The organism is Paenibacillus sp. EZ-K15, from assembly GCF_002573715.1.
GTDB lineage: Bacteria > Bacillota > Bacilli > Paenibacillales > Paenibacillaceae > Paenibacillus_AQ.
Map to the genome: position 1 here is coordinate 238,851 of NZ_PDHM01000008.1, position 24,385 is coordinate 263,235.

A 24,385-nucleotide genomic window follows, 5' to 3' on the forward strand; every position below is an offset into this window, starting at 1 on the left:
TGGAGATACATTAATTTTTATATAAGTCTCATCAAGTGCATTGTCCCGACTAACTGTATATTGACCGGTATTTTGAACAGAGTAACCAACGTGACCCATTTCAAAAATATTCTTTCCAATCTTTCTTTATAGCCGCAGTCACATGTTCATCATCTTCTTTTTCTGAATAAAAATAGGTGGTGTAATTATCTATTTCTTGTTTGAGTATGACTTTGGTCAAGTCTATTTCAGCCATTTTATTTAGTTAGAAGATTTTATTATATTCGATATTTAAATTTGAAAGGTTGAGAATATGTTTTTTTTAATTAAACCTTAGTAACAATTGGATACGAATTTGATATATAGGCGTGTTGGAAGCTGTGTGAATAGAATGTGGGCGGGAGAAGTGAAAAAGTGCGTATCGATTTGTAAATATCTTTGGAATTAATGACCAACGCCGAACGCCTCATATCCCATAAAATAACGACTTAGACGTATAAAATCAGGGGATTGGGAGATGAATGAATAACATCATTCAGGAGGCGATGAAGTGAAAAAGAAGACCAACAAGTTAAAATATATGGCTGGCGCCTTTGTGGCCGGAGCCCTGCTGTTTACAGGGATTTTGTTCGCTGCCGCGAATCCCGAAGGAACCTTAGATGCGATTAAACACACGATGTCTAAAATAAGCCACTACGTTAACGGCAAGGACGACTCCACCACTGACGGACCATTTGCGAAACAAGGGACGGCGAACTCGGATTCTAAGATTCCTACCGGCAGCAGCGATGTACCCGCTCGCATGGTTTCGGATCCGGTTAACCAACCGGTGTACTGGGGCCAGGCTTCCAGGAAGGAATCTCTGGGGCATCCTGTAGTCAAGCTGTACAATGCGGCGGGGGAGTCTGTTGGTTCCGCTACCTTGGAGCAGATCAATGACGGGGTGAGAGTGAAGATTACCGCATCCAGCCTCATACCAGGCAAGCATGGTTTCCATGTGCATGAGAACGCGATCCAAGATGGGGATTTCAAATCTGCTGGTGGGCACTTTAATCCGACCGACAAGCACCATGGCCTTAAGCATCCGCAAGGAAGCCATGTTGGCGATATGCCGAATCTGGTCGTAGGTGCAGACGGCACCGTTGAAGCGGAGATGATCATTCAGCATGGAACTCTTGAAAAGAACCAGCCGAACTCCGTACTGGGACGCTCGCTGATCATTCATGCCGGCGAAGATGACGAAGTAACCGATCCATCCGGAAATTCCGGCGATCGGGTGGCCGGGGGAAATATCCCGGAGTAATCCTGCAAGCTACAGGTAACACGTGGTTTATAGCATAGAGCCAGTGAAAAACGCATCTCTCTAGGGAGGTGCGTTTTTTGTGGTGGTTGTGCAGGAGGAAGCGGAAAGAGGAAACGAATCTTGCCTTCAGGAATGCTGTTGTTGTGAAATAAGTCTGAGGTAATCAAAGGATCTATGTATTATTTATCGAAAGGTCGATAATTTGACTTCATTCCAAAAAAATGTTCATACTTCATATAACACTTGTGTGAGGTGGTAGCATGGCGCAAGTTCAAAAATGGGGGAACAGTTTAGGGATTCGCATCCCTAAGGCACTGGCTATGGAGATAGGGCTTGAGGAGGGATCAGAAATCGATCTTGACGTTAAAGATGGTCATCTTGTCATCAAACCACGGACCAACACATTGGAAGATCTACTTTCGAAAATAACGCCTGATAATCTCCATTCCGAGGTCCAAACGGGTGAGCCGCAAGGACGGGAGTCACGGTAAAAGAATATTATCGCGCGACTTGGTATGGATTCAATTTAATCCACGATCCAAGAGCCTTAAGAAGCTATTGAAGAGCTACACAGAACAATCGGGCATCGGCAGAGATTTGGAGCTTATTAGATTGTTGTGTATTAGTGAGAAGAAGAGAACAAGCAGAGAGACCCGAGAATCTTCTAAGATTCTTAGATCCCTCTGCTTTAATTTCAATATTCGCTTAAATCTATCCATCATTCCCCCCTTCAGCCCTGCTGCTGCCGATATTCGAGCGGGGTGAGGCCGCAGTGTTTTTTAAACACCTGGGAGAAGTAAGAGAAGTTGGAGTAACCTACCTTGGAAGCAATGAGATGCACTGGAATGTGCGTGCTCATTAACAATGATTTCGAGATTTCCATTTTCCGCGTGATAATAAAGTCATTCAGGGATATGCCCTTCGCTTTCTTGAACAACCGGGATAAGTATTCCGGGTTCAGATAGATGGCTTCCGCTACTTCCGCACGGCTGAAGTTCTTCTCGATGTTCTGATTGATGTAATCAATGGCTCGTTCAATGGGGGAAAGGGCATGGTCAGCCTCTCCGGCATGCTCTTGAACATAATCAAGCGTGAAATGGACCAGGTCGATCATCTTATCCAGTGATGTATAAGCTTCGATATAGTCGGCATAAGGATATTGCTCAAAAAAGATGTCGTTCACTTCCAGCTTCAGCTGGTTAACCGCTGTCAAGAATATTTGGATAAAGTCCTGATGAAACCTGGCCAGAAATTCAGCAGACATAATCCCCAACTGCTTTTGCTGAAGGAGGTAGCTATGGATCTGATCCCGCACGTTCTTAATGCTGTTATGGGATATGAGCATGGACCAGTTCTGCATGTTGGGAAAGGAGTAGGAACTATCCTTGATCTTGTTCAGATGCTGCATCGTAAAGACTTTGCTGTATAAAGCGACATTTTGCTGCCGCATATGGCAGAGTGCTTTATAGTGTAGTTTAAGCTTTTCCGGTTCCCCGATATCCGAAATATAGCAGGCAGCCGAGCAGCCGAGCTCATTTTGTGCCATGTCGATAAATTGCTTCATCAATTCCGAGATGGGGGCATCGAATACACCCTCCGTATAAAGAAGTGTCAAATAATTCACCTGATCCAGCTGCACGAACAGCAGGTCGAGGTTATAAGGCTCTATGAGCTTCGATACGATACTTCTCAGCTCATATTTTATGGTCTCTATGTTCGGATTTGAATTCGTAAGCTGGATCAGGATGGAACCGAATTGGGCGTGAGCAGAGACGGAAATATGGATATTGCTCAAATCTCGCAGCAGCTGCTGCGGATGCATTCGGGAATCCAGCATGAAGCTGCGGACACAGTTCTCGAGCAGCAATTCTTCATTTTGCCGCCAATAGGCACCATACTCATAAATTTGCCGCATGTGGGTATTGGCATGAATCTTATGGATCGCACGCTCAATGGATGCTTGAATATCTTCGTACCTGGCAGGCTGGAGAATATAATCGAAGCAGCCAAGCTGAATGGCTTCCTGCGCATATTCAAATTCGGAATAAGAAGACAGGAAGATACACTCAATGGCAGGGAATTGAGCTTTTACCCATTTGAACAACTCCAGTCCATTCTCCAGCGGCATTTCGATGTCACACAGCATAATATGTACATGATGATGATTTAATAGTGTTCTGACTTCGTCCGGGCCATACGCGGGATACACATGATCGATATGCAGCTCCTGCCAATTGACTCCTGCTATAACTCCTTGCACAACATCATATTGATCATCCACCACTAGAACGTTCATAAGCTTCCTCCTTGCCTTGTATTCTTGCATGGATCGGGATTATGATTTCGGCAACCGCACCTTTCTCTGTGTTGAAAAAGGCAAGCATGGCCCGCTCCCCGTACAGCATGGACAAGCGATGACGCACATTGCTGATTCCGATATGGGCATCCTTATAGAAGCTGCTGTCCCCATGATTCAGCTCATGCAGAATCGAATCCGTAAAGCCGTCGCCATTATCCTGAATGGTGATATCCGCATAATCTCCATCGTCACTCTCCAGCAGAATCGCTTTAATCTCGACCCGCAGCTGTTCATTCGGCTTCGTTGCATATTTGATGCTGTTCTCCACGAAGGCCTGAATGGATAGAGGCGGTATCGTAAAATCCTTCAAGGCGCTATCGACGCTGTATTCACACAGCGGCGGAACATGATGAGCAATTTGCTGAATCCGAATATAGTTCAGAACATGATCTAGCTCCTGCTGAAGGGAGACAAGCTGCAGATTATCCTTGAAATTGTAGCGTAGGTGGTTGGATATCGCCAGGATCATATGCTGAATGCGCTCGTAGCTTTGCTGCTGGGCCATCCCGTACAGGCTTTTCAAGCAGTTCAGAAAGAAATGGGGGCGAATTTGCAGCTGCAAATGCTGCAGCTCTGCCTTCTGCCGTTCAATCTCATGTTCATAGGCGACAATCTTCAAGTGATTGACCTGGGTTGTCAAATGGTTAAATGCTGCACCTACCTGCTTGAACTCTTCGATGCGGTATTCTTCTCTTAGCTCCTGTGCTGAGCCTTTGCCAATGCTCGTCATCAGGCGATGCCAAGGAGAGAGGAGCGACCGGTTGAAGAAGAATAAGCTGATGATCACAAGTATAATCGTGAACAAGGACAGCGCGAACAATAGAGCAAGCCCTCCCTTGAATACATCCGGCTTCGGTACAGCAAAGATCAATTGAAGGTTCGTATTCTGAATGGGCTGGCTGATCATGATAAAGTTGTTGTTATATTCGTTTAATTGGAGCTCGTGGTCTGCGACGAATGGTTTATTCGTCAGCGGAGCGCCTTGATTGTTGGCGTAAATCACCTCGGTTCCTTTTTGCACAAGATCCATCGAATGGATCTGATCAAAATCCACCATGGCAGCGGCATACGTGCCGTTTTTTCCGAGCAGTCTGAAAAGATAGGCTTTACCTTCAACTTCGAAAGCGAGCCAACCCGCGTTATAATGGTTCTCTGCCTGCTGCGTCAATGTACGCATCTGCAGCCGAATGGCTTCTTTCGTTTCATAACTGTACCCGTTATCAAAAATGTCGCGATAAGTGTCATTGATAGCACTATATATAAAAAAAGCGTTAGCCAAGTCATACGAGTTCAGAGCCGTATTGAATTGCGTCATAATTTCATGAGACGCAACATGAGCCCGAAGCGCGCTGACAGGACTGCTCAGCGTTGCATAATTGTAATCGCTTACGGCAACGTTGGATAAAAAATTATCGATGGCATCCAGATCGTTTTGCAAATTTTGAGCGTATAATGCGTAGGATTGCTGATTCGATTCGACAAATTTCGCATTAAACGCGTAATAGGAATAGAAGTTGAACGCAAGCAGCATCCCGATTAGCGGGAACGTAATCACCAATAATGCGCGAAATATATTCATTTTAAATGAAGCGCTGTACCTTCTTTTCATGATGTGGTCACCTAGGATTTAATATGTTTGTATATTATATCACGTAAGACATCTGGATCAGGCTGAACAAGTTATTTCCATGAAAATCATGATTTCAAAAAAAGGACAATAGGCCAGCAAGGTGATGAACATTCATGCTGTGCTTCTTGTCCTTTTTTGTGAGAAAGCAAGGTCTAACCTTTAACGGCTCCAACCGTAATCCCTTTTACGAAATACCTTTGGAAGAATGGGTACACCATCATAATCGGTAAAGCCCCGACGACGGCGATCGCCATCTTAATCCCTACGCTAGGCATATTGGATGCAATTTCACTAGCGTTGCCGCCAGCTCCCCCGCTTGCAAGGAATCTAACATCCTGCAGCATCGTATTCAGCATATTTTGTACACTGAACAAGCTATGATCCGTTAAGTAATACAGACCGTTTCTCCAGTCGTTCCAATAGTTGAGTCCAATGAGGAGCGACAGCGTCGCGACCATCGGCAGCGACATGGGGAGAACGATGCGGAAGAGAATGCGGAATTCTCCGGCACCGTCGATTCTTCCGGCTTCAATGACTTCGTCAGGTATGGTCGTCGTAAAGTACGTACGCATCATGATGACATAGAAGGCATTGAGCAGCAGGGCGGGAATGATCAAAGCCCAAATTGTATTATCAATGTTTAAATAGCGGGTCCACATAATATAGGTAGGTACTAACCCGCCGTTGAACAGCATCGTGAAAAAGACGAAGAAAGCGAATTTTCCGCGATGGGGCAAATCTCTTCTGGAGAGAGGGTAAGCCAGCAATACGGTGATTATCAAGCTGGTAACCGTGCCGACAACCGTGACGAAGACAGTGATGCCGTAGGCACGTACAATCGTATCGAGTCTTTCATACATGTACGCATAGCTTTCCAAACTGAACTTCTCGGGAAACAGCGAGTAACCGTTCCGGATCAGTGTGCCCTCATCGGTAAAGGAAGAGACGACTAGCAGTACAAACGGAAACAAGCAGAATATCATGAACAAGAACATTAGAATATTCGCTATGATCTGAAACGCTCTACTATTATCAACCATGTTCGAATCTCCTTTGCGTCAGAATAGCGCGTTCTCTTTGCTGAATTTAATAACGAGTCGATTGGCGATGTAGACAAGCGTGAATCCGACCAGCGATTGGTACACACCTGCGGCAGAGGACATGCCCACATCGTTCAATTTGATCAAGCCGCGATAAACATAGGTGTCAATCGTATTGGTAACATCGTAAAGCGGACCGGAATCCATCGGTACCTGGTAGAACAGTCCGAAGTCGGAATAGAATATCGTTCCGATTGCAAGCAGCACGAGCGTAATCATCGTTGGCTTCAGAGAAGGCAATGTGATATGAACGATCTGCTTCCACCGGTTCGCCCCATCAATTACAGCCGCTTCATAGTAGCCCCGATCAATGCCGACTACGGTCGCGTAGTAGATGATGCAGCTATACCCGACGGTTTTCCATAGATGCACAATCGTCAAGATATAGGGCCAGTATTTCGGCTCCGTGTACCATGAAATGCTCTTCAGTCCGAGAGGCTCCAGAATGGAGTGATTGATAAAACCGGACTCGGAGCTAAACAGGGCGAATACAAGATAACTTACGACAACAATGGAAATCAGATAAGGCAGCAGGATAATCGTTTGGTAGCTCTTTTTCCAAAACTTCGAACGAATTTCATTTAAGACTATGGCAATGGCAACGGCTAAGACAGTCCCCAAAATAATAAAAGCAAGGTTGTATCCCAGGGTGTTTCGGGTAATGATCCATGCCTCCTTCGTCTTGAAGAGATATTCAAAGTTGCTTAGGCCTGCAAACGGGCTATCGATGATGCCTTTATTCCAGTTAATATGTTTAAACGCGATGATGATGCCAGCCATTGGTACATAGTTGTTGATCAGCAGGTAAATAAGGCCTGGAATCATCATGATGTACATGGGAATAAAGCGTTTAATACTGGTTTTTCCAGCTCTTTTTACCTTTGGTGCCGCCATGATGGCCATTCTCCTTTCAGCCAATAATCGAAAAAAAGATTATTTATTGTTAGCAGCCCACTTATCAAGTTGGGATTGCTTCTCGGCAATAATGTCGTCAATGCCGGCATCCTTCAGTTCCTTCTGGAAGATCGGCAGCGCCGTCTCAGGGTCAAGAACCCCGCACATCAAAGCTTCGTGATACTTAGCAACGACGTTGGACGCCGCCGTCATCTGGTTTCGTACACGGCTTGAATCAAAGGTGAAGCCGTATGCTGCAGAGCGGATGGCAGTATTGTTAAATTCCTTCTGAACTTCCCAATAATCGGCCGGGTTTCCTTTCCATACATGACCAATGGTTTGGTTCGTCCAGATCCAGCCTCCAGTCGGCGGGTATCCACTGTTGCCGCCATTCACGCCTTCAGGGAAATCGATCATGGATTGTCCATTCACAGCATCGCCAACCGTTACATAGTGCTTGTCTTGAATACCGTAGATCAAGAGATTCACAATTTCAGGATCGGTATACATCAGATTCAGCAATTTCATAGCGGCTTCAGGATGTTCGCTGCCGCTGCTGATCGCCCATGTAGCCATTTGTACGTCAGAGGTTGTTGTATAAGGAGGAATGATTTCGGATACGACGATTTCCGTGTTCCAATTTCTTGTCTCCTGAACGGCAAATCCAGGCTTCAGGTTGGCAAATCCACCAAATGCGCTGCCTGCTTTCATCAGCGTGCCGGTACTTTCCGTATTGTTAATCGCATCTTTCATGATGAGACCGGATTGATACCATTTGTGCATGCGTGTAACAAAATCTTTGTATAAGTCCGTTTCATACAAGTTGACAACCTTTAATTCCTTGCCAAAATCCATCAATACACCAAGGTTGGTCATATCGTCGCCGAGCGTATCCCAGCCCCAGTTACGAACCAGCTCACCATTCGATGGAACGACAGGGATCACGTCAGGTTCATTCTTGCGGATCGTTGTCAGCGCTTCTTCCAACTGATCGAGTGTTTTGATATTGGCGTAATCGATGTTGTATTGATCCGCCAAGTCTTTTCTCATTTGGAAGCCGTAGGCCTTGGCAAGGTCGCGACCTGTCGTAATGCCGTAAATGTCATCGCCTATGCGTCCGCTCTCGATGTACTCAGGACCGATTTCTTTAACGAGGTCTTGACCATACTTCTCAAGCAAATCGTTAAGCGGGATGATCTGACCGTTGTTGGCAACCGTAGCCAATGGCGTCATGTAGATCGGAAGCAAGTCCACTCCCTTACCGGAGGCCATCATCATCGTTGTCTGCTGTACATAACTTCCGTAAGCAATGTACGTAAGGTCCATTTCGACGTTAAGCTTTTCTCTCGTGATTTTGTTAACGGCCTCCACGACCTCGGCGGTATCTTTCTTGCTGGATCCCATCATCACAACGTTGAGCTTCACAAGCTCCTTTTCCTTCAAGTCTCCTTCAGCGGCAGGTCCCTCGTTCTTAGCACCAGTTCCCGCATCTTTGCCTCCGCAACCAGTAAGGATTGAAAGCGCTGTTATAATAACCAGTGCGCATGACAGTATTCGTTTCATTTTGACAACACCCTTCTCTAGTAGAATCTTGTTTAATATCTTAACAAACAAGGTGAACGCGTATCTGTAAAAATAATGTCTTAAATGATTGAAAAAATGACTTGTTGTCCGGGAAGCCGCATTTGTTGATTTACCTATCATATGATTGTGCTATGATGTTGCTGGAATCTATGCCATGAACTTAACATCAGAAATGAGGCGGATTAGGCATGACAACTCTGAAGGTTGCGTTACAGCTGTATACTTTGCGCGATTACGATCAGGAAGATTTCGCTGCGAAGCTTAGAAAGGTAAGCGAGGCCGGTTATGATGGCGTTGAATTTGCGGGATTTGCTGATATTCCGGCAGAAGAGATGAAGGCGATACTGGATAAGACGGGGCTGAAAGCAATGGGCAGCCATACGCGAATGGAGGAGCTGCTGGATCATCTGGATGAAGTGATTGCTTACAATCAAGTGATCGGTTCCTCCTATATCGTTATCCCTTACTATAAGATCGAATCGATGGAAGACGTACATAGCCTGATCGCGATCGTGAAAGAGATGGGTCCGAAGATCAGAGCAGCCGGTATGGATCTTCTATATCATAACCATTATCATGAGTTCATGAATGAGTTCGGTGATCAACCCATACTCGAAATGCTGCGAGAAGCAACAACGGAAGCGGAACTTAACTTTGAAATCGACATGTTCTGGACAACGCATGCTGACCGTGAGCCTGTGGAGGTCATGGATCGCTTCGGTTCGCGCTGCAAGACGGTTCACGTAAAGGACATGGTCAATAAGGAAGACAAAGAGATGACAGAGGTAGGAACGGGCATACTTGATCTGAAAGGCATTATCGACAAGGCCAAGTCCTCGGGCTATGAGTGGGTCGTTGTTGAGCAGGACCGCATTAAGATCGATGGCTATGAGAGTGTCAAGGTTTCGCTCGACCATGTGAAAGCAATGCTATAGGGGGCATTTGACCGGTGTCTGCTCAGGGTAATTAGACATAACGAAATAAAGGCCCGAACGCTATTAGTGTTCGCGGCCTTGTTTTGTCTCATAAAATTTACTAGACATATGTAGACCAAACCGAGCTGTCTATAACGGCAAGTTTTTTGTAAAACGCCGCTCCACATCTTGCTAAAATAAATTTGCTTGGGTACAATTTCCATAAGAAAACCTTGTGGGAGGAAATATAATGCATCCAAAAAAAGTCCCCCGTTAAGCCCGAGGTCCTCCATCCATGTGTTAGTGGCTTACCACCCAAATAAATCAAAGGGAGATGCACGCTAATGCACATGAATGGACCTATGAATATTTCTCGAACCGAAAGACTTCAAACCTGCAACGAAATTGCTTCGAGATTACACGAGGTATACGGAGAAAAAATCCTTGCCATTGGGGTCTACGGTTCTGTTTCCAGAGGTACGGACGGCCCTTTCTCGGATATTGAGATGTTTTGCGTACTAAGTGAATCAAATGAGTCCATAGACTTTAGCTATGAATGGTCGGCAGGGCCTTGGAAAGCAGAAGTGAATGTCTGTAGTGCGGATGTTCTCCTTAAGACCGCCTCTACTGTTGAAGGAGACTGGCCGTTGACGCATGGGCCATTCTTTTCCCAACTTTGTCTGTATGACCCTAAAGGCTTTTTCCCAAGATTAAAGGAAGCTGCCGAGTCACCAACAAAGGAAGATTTTCGACGTGCAATCAATGAAGTCCTTGTAGGAGAAATGTACGAATTTGTTGGAAAACTACGAAATGTAAGTCTAAATGGCCCACATACCTACTTGCCGTACTTGGCAGTGGAGTTTGCCCAATATGGAGCTATGTTAGTCGGGTTACACAACCAAAAGCTTTTCTCTACTGGCTCAATGGTTCTACCGGAGGCTTTGAAACTACCTAGTCGTCCAGAAGGATTCGACAATGTTCTGCAAATGGTTATGTCTGGAGAGTTAGCAAAACCTTCAAAGGTTGTTTCAGCTTGTGACAATTTCTGGAATGGCCTTGTGAAATGGGCAGCCGAACATAACTACTCAATCAATTCAAAACGATTCCCATTTTGAATTACATTTTAGCGTACTTATGATGTAGGTTGGCCAAAGATCCCTTTTATAAGGGGTCTTTTTATTTGTTAAAAGTGCATTCAAGTGTTTTACTATGCAATGCTGCCCGTTAGTTCAACGACGAATGACAGCCGATCGACTGGCTGCCGTGTTTTCGTTTCACCATGAATAGTAATTTTCCAGGTATCTATTGCTGGGAGTCTGGGAACACCCCCCTGTTGTGGAATCTCATTTATTTCTGTATTGTTATTCTTCTCATTCTTTCATATATCTTTGCATTTCCTCTTGGCTAAATGAGACGTCTGCCTTTGCTGTACCTTTCATAATCAAATCTTTTGTAACAGAATTATCATTTATCATGGCTATTCCTTAATCGTTCGGCAGCATGATGTAGCTTGCGATCGCGCACATATGACATGACGGTGAAGCCGGTATACGCCTCAAACATGCGCAAAAATGTGACTTAGAGAAGCAGGCCAACGCTACAAGTTTTGGCCAAGTGTCAATTTCGGCAATGTCTATATGTTCTTGTCGTCTGACACTCGGACACCATTTAAACACTTCCCATCATACGTGCTAAAATAGAACCATCATACGGAGTTATTGGAGGTAATTTTCATTGATCATTCAACTGGGCAATTTTGAAGTGAATTCCGGACAATTGGTTGTCGCGGATCCTTGTTATGAATTGGATACGAACATTATCATCATGGGCGTGTTGGAAGCTGTTTTGAATGGAACGTGGGTTGGGGAAGTGGAGAAGGTGGAGATCCCGGATTGGGGCGAAGCCAACGCCAAGCTAACGGCTTACCATCACTCTGCAGCTGAACAGGGAGTATTCCTGGAATGGATCAAGTGTCCTTTTGTAGCTGGGGTGGATAGCGGGCAGGCCGGGATTTTTGATATACAAAAGTACCGAATTCCGGATGCGGATTCAGCATCGGATAGCTCGGATACGGATACGGAATGGTATTATGCCTGCTGTGACATCACCGAGAGCGGAGAAGAAGCGGGCGTCCTGGATGGGGGCGTCGTATCTCGTACCGGCATGGGCGATGGTGCATACGGCGTGTATAAGGCCGTGAATGAGCAGGAGCTGGTAGTTGGCGTAAAAATTGTGTTTATTAAGAGCTAGTTGAGGGTCAGTGAAACGAAATATGAGCAAGCGCGACAGCCATGGAAGGTATCCCTTTATGGCTGTTTTTATTAGGGAAACATATCATGCCAACCAAGGCTGTCACTATACTAGAGTCGACAGAGGTATATTGGGGCTTCTGTACCATATTGGAACATGAATGACTTGCTTCTTCCAAATTGCACACTCCAATGCCTCTGATATGAAGGACTCTGGAACCTTTTCCATATCCTAGAAGACGGATACAATAAGGTCCAATGAAACGTTGGAGAGGATGCCAATGCCTAGAATACTCGTTCCGCCCGAGGTGCTGATTCGGGTATCGGAGGAAGCCGCCAGGGCAGCGGAAGAACTGGAAACGACCAAGAATCGGCTGGACCAGCAGATTACGTATATGATGTCTTCATGGGAAGGAACGACCCGTTCCCGGTTTTTCGAAGATTTTCAGCACGCCCATGGCGAAATGAATAAAACGATTGAACATCTTCGGATCATCGACCAGGAGTTGAAAACCATTGCCTTTCGGTTTATCTCAGCCGATATGCATGAAGATCTCATGATTGCGGCAGCTGCAGCGAGCGCTGCTCATGAGCCCAAAACGTTCTGGGACCATGCAGGGGACTTCTGGCAGGGGCTGCAGACCGGGGCGAAGTCCGTGGCAAATTCGGTAAAGGATACGGCGACATCCTTGGTAGAAGACCCGCTTGGCACTGCAAAGGATATGGCCTATAATGCAACCATCGGGACAGCGGAAGAGATCATCGACACGGCGGTCTGGGGAGGCAAAATGATCTTTGATGCCGATACCCGGGAGAAATTTGCCGCAGACATCGAGGATTCGGGCGGCGCGTCCAATTATATGGGGCAGCAGGCTGCCATGATCCTGGCTGGCTTGGCCACACGCCGGATCGGCGTGAAGACTCACCCGCACCTGAAGCATGATTCGGGTGGGGATGGGGGGAAGGTTGAGGGGACGACGAGATCTGCGTCATTAAGTGGTGATTTAAGTCAAAATTTAGTTGATCATATTCTTAATAGACATTCTGTGAATAGCACAAAGAATCAGCTCCCATTTCTACAAAAGAAGATGTCGGATGATAAAATTAACGAAATGTTAAGTAAAAAATCTTTCTTTAATAAAGAATGGTCGGATAATAAGATTGCTGAAGCTTCTACGTTGGCTGTTAACCAATTAAAACAGCAGGGAGTAACCGATGGTTTGCATACTGTTACTGTTTTTGGTGAGCCAATTAAAGTATTTATTAGAAATGGAAATGTGGATTCTGTTTATGGAACAAATATGTATAAACTAAGCGATTTATTAGATTAGGGGTGACAGGACATGTTTACTATTTCCTTTAAAGCATATGATAATTTTGATGAGATTAAACAAATGTCTGCTAAACAATTTGACCAGACAAAACAAGATATAGAAGGGATCATTGAACTAAATTTTAACGGCAATAAATACGGATTGTTCTTTGATGATTGTCCTTTTGGCGAGGAAAGGCTTGTTCGATGGTTTGTTGACTTATTAACGATTGCAAAAAAAATAAAGGAGCATAATTATGTTGCGTATCGAATTCCAGATAGTGCAAACTTATGGCTTGAATTTATTTTGCAAGGAAAAGAGCTAAGTGTGAGCCTAGTAGAGGATGTTGATCGAGAATCAATAATAGATCTATTTATTTATAAACCATACAAGGAATTTAAATATTCACAATGGAAGGGAAGTATAATCAGCACAGTTTCTTTTGTTGAGGAAGTAATAATAAATGCAAGCAAGCTATTAAATTTTATATTTGTGTTAAATCCTCAACTATTAAAAAGTGAGAATATACAAGTATTAGATAATAAAGTGCGTGAACTAAGCTTATAATGTTTTACAACTAACAAACCTACTGATCATTGATAAAAGGCTTATTCCTTAAATATGAGTTAGGAATGAGCTTTTTCGCATGTTTAATCCATGAAAATCCAAAATATGTATAGATTAAGCGATTTAATGGTTCGGCTGTTCTAGCGGCAGGAATGCTAGATATTAATGGTCAGGGACAGCAATAAAACAGATGAATATACAAATTTTCAAAGAGAATTTATTGAAAACAATCGAGGAGATTTCAAAAAAGATAGGGTTGATATTTAACGATTGTAGATTTGTTATTGAGCCTGTAAAAGAGAAAGACAAGCCACTAAATAGTACAGATGATATGATGAGGCTCAACATTTTAAGTGAGGATAACATAGGGGAAAGGCGATTAACATTGACTAGACTGTAGATAAGGAGATAATATCACAATTCGCGGCAAGTATTTCGTGTTTTTACAATACAGGATTTCGCGATTTTGTTACATTCGGCATAGGAAAACTTGTAATATCGGTTTTTCCCATTCTGGAGAGAGAGGTAGTGAAACAATGAAACTGTCACAAATCAGATTGATCACCAATGATATTCATAGTAGTGTAGCGTTTTACAGAGATGTGATGGAGTTTGCATTAGGATACTACGCGGAGGGGATGGAGTTCGCATCGTTTAATACCGGCGAAACCAAAATCGAAATATTTTCACGTCATCAAATATCTGAAGTGATTGGCGAAAAAAATCTGCCAACCGACGTGGAGTCACCATCGAAATTCTTACTCAGTTTTGCGGTGGATCAAATCGATGAGGTTACGTCGGTTTGAAGAATAAAGGGGTGTTATTCCTTAACGAGCCACATGATCGACAGGACTGGAATGCCAGAGTCGTCCATTTACGGGATCCCGATGGCAATGTGGTAGAGTTATACAAACATCCGATTTAATGAAACTGAATTACTAGGATTTATTCAGCTTGGTGTATTCTTCTGGAGATTTTCCAATGATGGATTTGAAATCCTTAATGAAATGGGCTTGATCGTAATAGCCAAGATCCAGAGCAAGTTTTGACCAGTCTGGAATATCCCCGTGGTTCATTTTTTCTACTGCTTCGTGGAGTCGGAAGCGCTGAATGATCCATTTGGGACTGATCCCCACATACTGACGGAATAACAGTTGAAGCTGCCTCGTTGGAATGGAGAAGCGGTTTACAATATCCTCAACTTTGACAATGCTTCTATCGGAAATGACACATTGGATGATGGTATTGATGAAATCGATATGGATATCTGGTTCAGGGAGCTGTTTCCGAAGAAAAAACTCGGCATGAGAAATCATCTGTTCCGCAGTTTCCTGAGAAAAAAGCTGTTGTTCTAGCGATTGACTGCCCATTCCGAAGGCTGTATGGAAAGGTACCGTACGGTTTGTTATGGATAAAACGGGATTTTTCAAAATAGGGTAAAAGGCTCCGGGTCGGAATTTGACGCCGAAGACTGCACCTTGTTCCCGAAGAAGAACGGAAAATCGTCCTTTCACGACTCCCACAATTCGGGAGTTATCTTTTTCAAACACAAGATGAACGGAGAGGTGCGACAAGTTTTCCTGAAGGTGCGGTTCTTGCCCCCAAAGATCCCAGCGGACAACCCAATAATGTTCGATAAAATGGGTTAGATCATCGGAGGGCGAGTGAAGGGAAACTGAAAATTTGGGTGTTTCCTTATTTACATTTAACAGTCCGACAGGTTTGCCGAGTTTTGATTGCATCAGTAATCCCTCCAAGATAGAAGAGTTTTGGGGAATTGTTACAAGTATAATAACATAGGTGTATGAGTCAAGTCTTCATACATGTGATTGTTGGCCAAATGAATCTCTTAATTGCTGGGATCTTATGATTACTTCTTGATCTCAGCAAAAAATCTACCTCAAATAGGAATACTGCCGCAATTTTGCGGCAGTATTCCTATTTTCAAAAAGATGAAATTATGTTGTTCGGCGATGCCTCTGGTTAGGGCCGAGGCTGAACGGGCCGACGTGCCCCTGGATTGCAAGCCGCTTCCTCATGACGAACGCTATGTTACGGCTGAGTTAAAGGATTCCAATCGTTCCTATCGGAATTATCACCGATATTGCTGGATAGATCATCGATCTTTTCCTTTTGCTTTCCCGCTGTCTATCATTACTTTTACCTATCTTCACCATAGAGGATCCGTATTGGCCTTTTCCATTTATTCTCCTTACTATGAAGGAACACCGGTGAATTATTTTGCGTTAGGAGATTATTTATGAAATGGCTTCAAAGCTCCGGGCCAGGGTTATTATTCGTGTTTGTACTCGCCCTATTTTCTACCTGGCTCGGTTCCTTAATGCCCATCATTGGCGGTCCTGTATTTGGCATCGTCCTGGGCGTTATGATCAACAATACGGTAGGCAAGCCGAAAAGTACGCAAGCGGGCATCCGGTTTTGTTCCAAAAAAGTGCTGCAGTGGTCCATTATTGCCCTTGGCTGCGGGCTAAGCCTGACGCAGGTATGGCAGACGGGCTCGGAATCGTTTTCACTGATGATGGTCAGTTTAGCTGCCTCTTTCCTCGCGGCTTACGGGTTCGGACGGATGATGAATATCCCGGAAAGGCTTAAAACATTGATCGGGGCTGGAACAGGCATCTGCGGCGGTTCCGCAATTGCGGCCGTTTCGCCGATTATCGAGGCCGAAGAAATCGAGATTGCCTACGCTATTTCGACCATATTTTTGTTCAACATTGCTGCGGTTCTTCTGTTCCCACCGCTCGGCCATTGGCTTGACATGTCAGACAACGCCTTTGGTTTGTTGGCCGGAACTGCGATTAATGATACCTCGTCAGTAGTGGCCGCCGGTTACTTATATAGCAATGAAGCCGGAGATTACGCTACCATTGTCAAGCTGACACGGACGACGATGATCATTCCGATTTCGCTTCTGCTGGCTGCCTTAATGGGGGTACGTAAAAAACGGGCGGCAACGGCGGGGCAAACCGTCTCTTACAGCTTTGCAAAAATATTTCCTTGGTTTATCGTATGGTTTCTTGCCGCTTCCTTATTAAATACGTTAGGGTTATTTAGTGAACAAGCGCTGCATGTTCTGGATATCTTAGCCAAGTTTATGATTGTCATGGCGTTGTCTGCGATTGGCCTAAGCGCGGATTTCCGCAAAATGATGAAGGCCGGCATCAAGCCTATTATTTTGGGACTTATCGTTTGGTTTGTCGTAACTGCGGTTAGCCTAATCATGCTAGGGGCGACTGGAAGGATATGAATAACAGCAGACGCGTAGAACAAGAAAGGAACAAGCAATGATCGTAGAAACACTAAAGGTATATGTAACGGTTGTGGAACAGAGCAATTTTTCGCGAGCCGCAGAGATTCTTAACCTCTCGCAGCCGAGTGTCAGCCAGCATATCCGCAATTTGGAAAATGAATTCGGGGTCAAGCTTATGCACCGTTCCCCCCACCGCGTGAAGACGACTGAGGCGGGCGATATCCTGTACAAACGGGCAAAGCAGATTCTAACCACGTACGAAGCGGCCAAGGAGGAAATTCACCTTTTGCGGGGTGAGGTTACCGGGTCGTTAAAAGTCGGGGCGAGCTTTACGATAGGCGAATATATACTGCCCCATCTGTTAGCTGAATTCGTTCTTCAATACCCGCATGTTGACATTCAGGCAAAGATAGCCAATACAGATGAAATTGCTCAAGCCGTTCGTGCCAACGAGCTCGATATCGGTCTGGTGGAAGGCAATGTCGAATATAAGGATATTTTGGTCACTCCCCCGTTTATGGAGGATGAAATGGTTTTGGTCGCCCCCCGCAATCATCCGTTAAGCTTGCAAAAGATCATTGAACCGGGTGTACTGCAAGACCAGGTTTGGGTACTCAGAGAAAATGGCTCCGGTACACGGGCGTTTAGCGATCAATTTATCGGAGAACTGGGCCTTTGCATCAAACGCTCCTTCATCTTTAACAGCAATCAGGGAGTGAAAGAAGCAGTGGTGGCCGGATTAGGTCTGGCCCTTCTCTCCCGGTGGGTGATACGGACGGAGCTCGAATCCGGTGAACTATGCAGCATTTCCGTTAAAGGGCAGCGTTTTGCCCGCTATTTTTCCATTTTGCTGGACCCTAAGTCTTCTGACACGATGGCAGTGAAAATGTTCATTCAAAAACTGCGGCAATTCAAGATGTAATTCCGTTCTATGAACCCATCATGACGGGGGGACGTTAACGAATCGTTATTTTTCCTTCTGAACCTCGATGCACAAGATTGGTATTATGAAGCTGCAGCGGCAGCTTCTTCTTTATTTTCGGATAGTGTCACCTCGAAAAAATACTTCGTTTACTGAAAGGGGCTCCTGTCTGCTTGCTGTTATGCTGACCGTCATATCCGATCCGGGCGAGGATGTTCCTTGCTAAGCGAGGCGAGTTGGCGAGTTCCTCCAAAGTATCAGAGTCATTATCTCTAACTCTACCTCTAACGCAGGGATCGTTGATTGTTGAAGAATGTACGGAATGTATTGCATGGTCACACTGGCGCCTGATCGTGGCATTTCTAGCGGGAATAACACTTGGTTAGAAATTTGTGAGATTCGTTTGATACACTGGTGATGGTAGGGAAATAGGAGTGGTAATGGCAGCGTATATATGCCAAGAGGCAAAGACGCTGCCATTGTTTAAAAGGAGGAACGATCATGCAGGTGGGCAAAATTATGGTTGTGGACGACGCAGCCTTTATGAGACAAATGTTGAAAGATGTGCTTCGGACAGCCGGACATGAGATCGCGGTCGAGGCGACCAACGGAGAAGAAGCGGTCAATCTATACAAGCGGGTAAAACCCGATCTGGTCACCATGGATATTACGATGCCGGAGATGGACGGGGTAGAAGCCCTTAGGGCGATCAAGAAGCATGACCCGAAGGCAAAGGTCATTATGTGCTCCGCCATCGGGCAGAAGAGTATGGTCATTAGCGCCATACAAGCTGGGGCCAAAGACTTTGTCATAAAGCCGTTCCATAAAGAACGGCTGCTGGAGACCGTAAGGAAAGTGCTGGCCCAATAATGGCCGGCTTCATAATACAAGCAAACAAGGGGGACAATGATGTTCTCCTTGTTTGCTTGCGTACAATTATCGATCTATCTGTAATCCGTCCAGCTAGCACAGGCTGTGAGCGACGGTACAGCTGACAAGCGGAACGCTGCCCCACATTCACTCCTGAAGTTATCCACAAAACTCACAGGATAAGATGTGTATAACATCTGAATAAAATAGCAATTCGGCTGAAAGTGAATCGATTTTTTTCGTGAGTAGGGAGAGTACCACATGCCCATCAAGCTAATGATATCTTGCATCCCCAAAAGGAAGAAAATTTGATTTTTTCCTGTTTGGGGGTATGTTTACACACAGCGGCTCGGGCGACTCCACCGTCATTAGGTCTCTTGCTGGCCCTTACGGCATCACTTATGGGCGACGATAGCCAAAGACATCAAACGGCTGATGTTAAGCGGCCGCTGCATTAGCGTCGATCCCGTCGTATTCGGTTCTTCCCGGGTGATGCCGACCTGCATGGCCGTCGGCGAAGGCGTGGGCATTGGCGCGGCTTTGGCTGCGAAGCAGGGGATCGACCCGGATGACGTGGATGTTGAGGTCATCCGGCGGAAGCTCAGGCAGTATGGATGCGACGCCGGAGCGCGAGCTGCGTCAATTTTTGCTGGGCGGCATGACGGCGCCGCTGATGGAGCTGTACGATTCGGAACGGATCAATGGGCTGGATGCGGCAACGGTGCGGCGAGTCTGGGGCGACCGCGAATTTCCGGATTACGAGCAGATCCATCTCTACATTGGCATGCATGCGAAACAAGATGCAGCGTTTGATTCCACAAGGTTGATGTATTCATCTATGTATCGAATCCTTTGCCTGGAAATTAGTTTTATTGTATATGGATTTCAGCAGGGCGTTCAATGTGGCCTATCCTTTATTCAGCAGCCGATAGAGATTGAGCGCCAACTGAATCTGGAATAACTCGTCTGCGTTTTTTAAGTTGGAATTCAGCAGCTCTTTGATTTTGTCGATGCGATAGATAAAGGTGTTGCGGTGGATGAACATCGCCTTGGCGGCTTCCGTTACGTTCTGATTGTGCATGAAATAGTATTCCAGCGTAGAGATAAAGCTGGTGTTGAACGTTTGATCATGGTGATGGATGATGCCAAGCGTGTTGTGGAAGAACTCTTCCATCTCGGCAGGCTTGATATTGGAATCGAGAAAATGATAGACGGCATAATCTTCAAAATGGGATATGATCCGAATGTCTTTAAATCGCTGCATCAATCGCATGGCTTCTTGGGCCTCGAAGAAGCTTCGATGAAGCGAAGAGAATGTCTTATATTGACTGCCAATACCGATAAGAAACTGCGTTTTCTTCATTTCCCGGGTCAATAGCTCGACCAGCTCATGCGCGAAAGCTTTCGTTTCGTTGACCGTTACCGGCGGTTTATTCTCATTCTTCCCGACTAATATGATGATCTGCTGGCTTCGGTAGTAACACGTAAGCTCCCCGTTCGCATTACTGGACAAGCCGTGGATCAGGTTGACACACTTCTTCACCATATGCTCCAGCTCGTATTTGCGGTATACGATATCTTTGTAGCTTTCCAGCAGGGTCGGTTCGATATGAACGACCATGCAGTAATAGGTATAGTTGATATTCAGCCCATGTAGATCCGACTGCGAATGCAGCGTCTCGGTCGAGGTAATGTTGCCGGACAGCAAGTCGTCAAAGAAGTCATGCCGGATTTTGAGCTTCACTTCCTCCAGCTCTTTTGCCTTCATTCGGTCCAGGGCAAGGACGGTGGATCCGTGCTCTAAAGCCAAATTATCCAATTCCGTTAGCTTGCGAATGGTTTGAAAGACAACGATGTATCCGTACACATGGCTGGACACCGAGATCGGCATGATACGGCATTTGAACGACTGCCCCTTATGATCGTAGTCGCGCTGGATCGATTTCTTGATTTCGCTTACATATTGCGGGATGGCTTCAGTAAATTCGGACGGGAAGATGGGTCTGTTCTTCTGGAGCGACAAGAACTCATGCAGCGGTGTCTTATTATTCGGATGGTCCGTATAACAGAGCAGATTCCAGTCTCTGTCGAGAATCAGGAGCGGATTATGGACGATGTCGGCTAATTCGGCCGAAATTTGTTCGATACCGCCTCCTTCCAGCGGGATTTTGAACAGCGCATTATGCAGGTCAAGTGATCTGCGATTCAGCGCATCATAGTCGGCATTGGTCATCTCATTAATGATCGCGATCACCCTGGACAAGGTGTATTCAAAAGGGAGCTCCAGCAGTGGAAGTCCATACTGGTCCGCCAGTTCGATCATGTTTTGCGGAATTCGGTCAAAATAACGTTTCATTTTGATGCACAGGCCCGCGCAATTGTTCTCGGCCAATTCATGAATGACCCGGTTCTGCAGCTCTTCGCTATCTTTAAAAATATATCCGGTGGACAGGAGCAGCTCGTTCGATGCCAGCCAATCGAATACATCCGGATTTTCAATAATATTCACAATGGATATTTGGTGATCAATTCCTGCCGCACCTGCAACGAGCTTAATGCCTTCGATCGCTTTGATCTGAAGGATGTCCCTGATGGTTAGCATTCTTAACACACACCTTTGTTTTTGTTCTTCATTGTGCAATGTGCACAGCGAATACGCTAGGTTTTTAGTATCGCTGTACAATGACCGCAGCGGAGCCCTGGATTACAATAAGGGTGTCAGGAAGGCTTCATAACTTTAAGTGTGATATAATTCACAAAATATCCTTTTAGCTATGGAGAGTCATTCACCTGTTATACGTTCGACGTTTATATACTGGCTAATTTTGAATTCAGTATAGCATCTAAGGTCATTTATCCACAACTAAGGCATGGCCGATCTAAGGTGAATGACGCATTCAAAGGGATAGCCTGACAAAAGACAACATGTCCATTTGTAAGCTAAGGGAGGCGATAGAACGGAAAGCTGCGGGAATAGAACCAGTACAGAAGCCGTTTGTGTTGTAAGCGCCGCCATCTCTTGCGATGCGGGGTTCCTTCAACAAATAAGAAGCTTGAAATTTCATGGGACGGTACACAGCATCTTTGATCGAACGGTGAATCTGAAGTGTCCGAACGGTGAATTATATACGATTGCCACTGACAACGTGGGCAACGCTCCGAATACGCTGGTCACGGACATCGACAGCTTTTCCAAACGGGGTCTGGCGATTGGAGATCAGGTCTATGCGGAGGGAGATCGGTTATACGTAGGGAAGAATGCAGCCGTTATGCTTCAGCAAGTCCATGTATGGCGGAGCAAGCTCCCATCCTATCCGGAAGACGAAGAAATCTTAAGAAACCATGTAGCTGCAGCGCAGTTATGGATTGAAGCTCACGGCAAAGCTGGCGGGATGAAGCGATCGGCAGAGACCGGAAATCCTTTTGATCAGGAAATGGAGAGATTGCTGAGGGAGCGCTCCACGGGACTTCTTGAAGCGCTATCCAAAGGCGAAGTCAGTCTTGCATCTCATTATGCAATTCAACTAATAGGCTTGGGCCCGGGTCTGACTCCGTCGGGCGACGATTTCTTGGTCGGATTGTTTGCCGTTATGAATCTAACGAATGGTCCGCTGTTCAAGATCGGCCATGTGTGCGAACAAGTTGTGGCAGCATCGGCTGATAGGAGCAATCCGATTAGCTATATGGCTTTGAAGAAAGCCGCAAGTGGCCAGGTAAGGGAATCCATTGGAGAGTTCATGCACCATATGATCCATGGCAGTAAGACTGAAGTTATAACTAGCTTATCCAGGATACTCGATATCGGTTCTACATCAGGAACGGATATCGCGCTCGGGCTGGTGAATGGCTTGAAGCTTAGCATAGAAAGAAATGGGAGGTAAAGCATGTCGACTAAAGTTGTGATTAAAAAGAATACGTACTTTGATTCCGTCTCACTGATGTCACTGTCAACCAAAGCGAATCAATTAGATGGCGTGGATCAGGCATTTATCGCAATGGGAACGCAGATGAACAAGGAAGTACTGGCCAATGTCGGTCTCATGACCCCGGAGCTGGAGGAAGCCAAGGGAAGCGATCTGATGATCGTCATTAAAGCGGTCTCTGAGGAGTTCGTAGAAAGCGCTTACGAAGGCGTCGAAGCCCTATTTAACAGCAAGGGAAGCGAGGCAGGAAACAGTGAACTCACGTTCCCGACCATCGACTCGGCCGCGAGAAATCTTCCTTCGGCCAAGCTGGCCGTCATTTCTGTAAACGGATTGTTCGCAGCCAGAGAAGCCAGAAAGGCACTGGAGAATGATCTCCACGTCATGCTGTTCAGCGATAACGTCAGCGTGGAAGAGGAGATCGAGCTCAAGAACATGGCGCATGAACGCGGTTTGCTCATGATGGGACCGGACTGCGGTACGGCTATCATCGGAGGCGTGGGGCTGTGCTTTGCCAATAAAGTGCGTCCAGGAAGCATCGGGATCGTAGGCGCATCCGGAACGGGAAGCCAGGAGGTCAGCGTTCGGGTGCATGATTTTGGCGGCGGGATCTCCCAACTGATCGGCACGGGTGGACGCGATTTAAGCGAACGCGTTGGCGGCATTATGATGCTGGACGGCATGAGAGCGCTTAATGAAGATGAAGCGACCAAGGTCATTGTCCTGATCTCGAAGCCGCCTGCCAAGAGCGTGGAGGGGAAGGTGCTCGCCGAGATCAAGAACATGAGCAAGCCTGTCGTGGTGTGCTTTATCGGCGGAACGGAAGAAGCGGTCGTGAAGGCCGGCGGACATTTTGCCAAAACGACCAAAGAAGCGGCGTTGAAAGCCGTTATCCTGTCGGGCGTCGACGAGAGCACCATTGATAAGCATCCGCTGAATCTGCCTCTCATCGAGGAGGTCAAGGCCAAGCTGAAGCCGGAGCAACAATATATCCGCGGGTTGTTCTGCGGCGGAACGCTGTGCGACGAAGCCATGTACCTGGCGATGGAGCAATACGAGGATGTGTACAGCAATATTCCGAAGGATCCGAAGTACCGGCTGCAGGATGTTCACGTCAGTCAGGGCCACACGTTTATCGATTTCGGAGATGACGAGTTCACCAACGGCAAGCCTCATCCGATGATCGATCCTTCTTCCCGGATTGCCAGATTCAAGCAGGAAGCTAAAGATCCGTCGGTTGGCGTTATCGTGATGGACTTCGTTCTTGGATACGGAGCGCACGAGGATCCGGTCGGGGTCATGCTCCCGGCGATCGTGGAAGCCAAGCAGGCGGCTGAACAAGAAGGAAGACATCTGGAGATTATCGGCTATGTACTGGGAACGGATCTCGATACACCGTCTGTAGAAGAGCAGTTAAATAAACTGGTATCTGCGGGAGTTACTTATGCCAGCAGCAGTACGAATACAGGGCTTCTTGCCAGAGGCTTCGTCGAGAAAGGAGTATGAC

21 protein-coding genes and 1 pseudogene are annotated in these 24,385 nt (G+C 46.0%); 15 read left to right on the forward strand and 7 right to left on the reverse strand.

Features of this window, described 5'->3' with window-relative positions; all coding sequences use genetic code 11:
• The first annotated feature begins 529 nt into the window (after positions 1-529).
• Positions 530-1,282, forward strand: a complete 753-nt coding sequence (locus tag CRG97_RS05610; protein WP_098742136.1) for a superoxide dismutase family protein — start codon at positions 530-532, stop codon at positions 1,280-1,282.
• A 260-nt stretch (positions 1,283-1,542) separates the two neighbouring features.
• Positions 1,543-1,773: an AbrB/MazE/SpoVT family DNA-binding domain-containing protein gene (locus tag CRG97_RS05615; RefSeq protein WP_098742137.1), complete on the forward strand. Its 231-nt coding sequence runs from the start codon at positions 1,543-1,545 to the stop codon at positions 1,771-1,773.
• A gap of 239 nt (positions 1,774-2,012) precedes the next feature.
• Here the strand turns inward: CRG97_RS05615 and CRG97_RS05620 are convergent, their stop codons facing one another.
• The 5 genes from CRG97_RS05620 to CRG97_RS05640 all read right to left on the reverse strand — a co-directional run bounded on the left by CRG97_RS05620 (position 2,013) and on the right by CRG97_RS05640 (position 8,828).
• Positions 2,013-3,578: a helix-turn-helix domain-containing protein gene (locus tag CRG97_RS05620; protein WP_161952916.1), complete on the reverse strand. Its 1,566-nt coding sequence runs from the start codon at positions 3,576-3,578 to the stop codon at positions 2,013-2,015.
• The gene (locus tag CRG97_RS05625; RefSeq protein ID WP_098742139.1) at positions 3,556-5,250 is read right to left on the reverse strand and encodes a sensor histidine kinase; all 1,695 of its coding nucleotides are present in this window, start codon (positions 5,248-5,250) and stop codon (positions 3,556-3,558) included. The genes CRG97_RS05620 and CRG97_RS05625 overlap by 23 nt, the downstream gene beginning before the upstream one ends.
• 173 nt (positions 5,251-5,423) lie before the next feature.
• The gene (locus CRG97_RS05630; RefSeq protein ID WP_076326497.1) at positions 5,424-6,311 is read right to left on the reverse strand and encodes a carbohydrate ABC transporter permease; all 888 of its coding nucleotides are present in this window, start codon (positions 6,309-6,311) and stop codon (positions 5,424-5,426) included.
• 18 nt (positions 6,312-6,329) lie between these two features.
• The gene (locus tag CRG97_RS05635) at positions 6,330-7,265 is read right to left on the reverse strand and encodes an ABC transporter permease (protein ID WP_098742140.1); all 936 of its coding nucleotides are present in this window, start codon (positions 7,263-7,265) and stop codon (positions 6,330-6,332) included.
• Between the two features lie 39 nt (positions 7,266-7,304).
• Positions 7,305-8,828, reverse strand: a complete 1,524-nt coding sequence (locus tag CRG97_RS05640; protein WP_161952917.1) for an ABC transporter substrate-binding protein — start codon at positions 8,826-8,828, stop codon at positions 7,305-7,307.
• A 209-nt stretch (positions 8,829-9,037) separates the two neighbouring features.
• On the opposite strand from CRG97_RS05640, the gene CRG97_RS05645 reads away from it, so the two are divergent.
• The 6 genes from CRG97_RS05645 to CRG97_RS05675 all read left to right on the forward strand — a co-directional run bounded on the left by CRG97_RS05645 (position 9,038) and on the right by CRG97_RS05675 (position 14,698).
• A complete protein-coding gene (locus CRG97_RS05645; RefSeq protein ID WP_098742142.1) occupies positions 9,038-9,784 on the forward strand; it encodes a sugar phosphate isomerase/epimerase family protein in 747 nt (248 codons plus the stop codon).
• 323 nt (positions 9,785-10,107) lie between these two features.
• Positions 10,108-10,878, forward strand: a complete 771-nt coding sequence (locus CRG97_RS05650) for an ANT(4')-I family aminoglycoside nucleotidyltransferase (RefSeq protein WP_098742143.1) — start codon at positions 10,108-10,110, stop codon at positions 10,876-10,878.
• A 619-nt stretch (positions 10,879-11,497) separates the two neighbouring features.
• Positions 11,498-12,013, forward strand: a complete 516-nt coding sequence (locus tag CRG97_RS05655; protein WP_098742144.1) for a DUF4241 domain-containing protein — start codon at positions 11,498-11,500, stop codon at positions 12,011-12,013.
• 280 nt (positions 12,014-12,293) lie between these two features.
• Positions 12,294-13,343: a WXG100 family type VII secretion target gene (locus CRG97_RS05660; protein WP_237566305.1), complete on the forward strand. Its 1,050-nt coding sequence runs from the start codon at positions 12,294-12,296 to the stop codon at positions 13,341-13,343.
• Between the two features lie 12 nt (positions 13,344-13,355).
• Positions 13,356-13,892, forward strand: coding sequence for a hypothetical protein (locus CRG97_RS05665; RefSeq protein WP_098742145.1), 537 nt, complete (start codon positions 13,356-13,358; stop codon positions 13,890-13,892).
• Between the two features lie 536 nt (positions 13,893-14,428).
• Entirely contained in the window at positions 14,429-14,698 is a 270-nt protein-coding gene (locus CRG97_RS05675; protein WP_237566306.1) for a VOC family protein, read from the forward strand.
• Positions 14,699-14,830: 132 nt separating this feature from the next.
• Here the strand turns inward: CRG97_RS05675 and CRG97_RS05680 are convergent, their stop codons facing one another.
• The gene (locus CRG97_RS05680; RefSeq protein ID WP_098742147.1) at positions 14,831-15,634 is read right to left on the reverse strand and encodes a helix-turn-helix domain-containing protein; all 804 of its coding nucleotides are present in this window, start codon (positions 15,632-15,634) and stop codon (positions 14,831-14,833) included.
• 518 nt (positions 15,635-16,152) lie between these two features.
• Between CRG97_RS05680 and CRG97_RS05690 the strand changes: the two genes are divergently transcribed.
• The 5 genes and pseudogenes from CRG97_RS05690 to CRG97_RS33535 all read left to right on the forward strand — a co-directional run bounded on the left by CRG97_RS05690 (position 16,153) and on the right by CRG97_RS33535 (position 19,916).
• The gene (locus CRG97_RS05690) at positions 16,153-17,160 is read left to right on the forward strand and encodes a YeiH family protein (RefSeq protein WP_098742149.1); all 1,008 of its coding nucleotides are present in this window, start codon (positions 16,153-16,155) and stop codon (positions 17,158-17,160) included.
• A gap of 37 nt (positions 17,161-17,197) precedes the next feature.
• Complete coding sequence (locus CRG97_RS05695) at positions 17,198-18,085, forward strand: LysR family transcriptional regulator (protein ID WP_098742150.1); 888 nt, start codon at positions 17,198-17,200, stop codon at positions 18,083-18,085.
• Between the two features lie 501 nt (positions 18,086-18,586).
• Entirely contained in the window at positions 18,587-18,955 is a 369-nt protein-coding gene (locus tag CRG97_RS05700; RefSeq protein WP_202618874.1) for a response regulator, read from the forward strand.
• 435 nt (positions 18,956-19,390) lie between these two features.
• Positions 19,391-19,498, forward strand: a pseudogene (locus CRG97_RS34185) (FAD-dependent oxidoreductase); the annotation flags it as partial.
• Positions 19,499-19,523: 25 nt separating this feature from the next.
• On the forward strand, positions 19,524-19,916 hold the full coding sequence (locus CRG97_RS33535) for a hypothetical protein (RefSeq protein WP_237566308.1): 393 nt from the start codon (positions 19,524-19,526) through the stop codon (positions 19,914-19,916).
• Here CRG97_RS33535 and CRG97_RS05710 read toward each other — a convergent pair.
• Entirely contained in the window at positions 19,863-21,557 is a 1,695-nt protein-coding gene (locus CRG97_RS05710; protein WP_098742152.1) for a PucR family transcriptional regulator, read from the reverse strand. The genes CRG97_RS33535 and CRG97_RS05710 overlap by 54 nt on opposite strands.
• Before the next feature lie 451 nt (positions 21,558-22,008).
• Here CRG97_RS05710 and CRG97_RS05715 point away from each other — a divergent pair, with 451 nt between their 5' ends.
• Both CRG97_RS05715 and fdrA read left to right on the forward strand, forming a co-directional pair.
• Positions 22,009-22,836, forward strand: coding sequence for an oxamate carbamoyltransferase subunit AllH family protein (locus CRG97_RS05715; RefSeq protein ID WP_098742153.1), 828 nt, complete (start codon positions 22,009-22,011; stop codon positions 22,834-22,836).
• Positions 22,837-22,839: 3 nt separating this feature from the next.
• A complete protein-coding gene (gene fdrA / locus CRG97_RS05720) occupies positions 22,840-24,384 on the forward strand; it encodes an acyl-CoA synthetase FdrA (RefSeq protein WP_098742154.1) in 1,545 nt (514 codons plus the stop codon).
• Position 24,385: the final 1 nt, after the last annotated feature.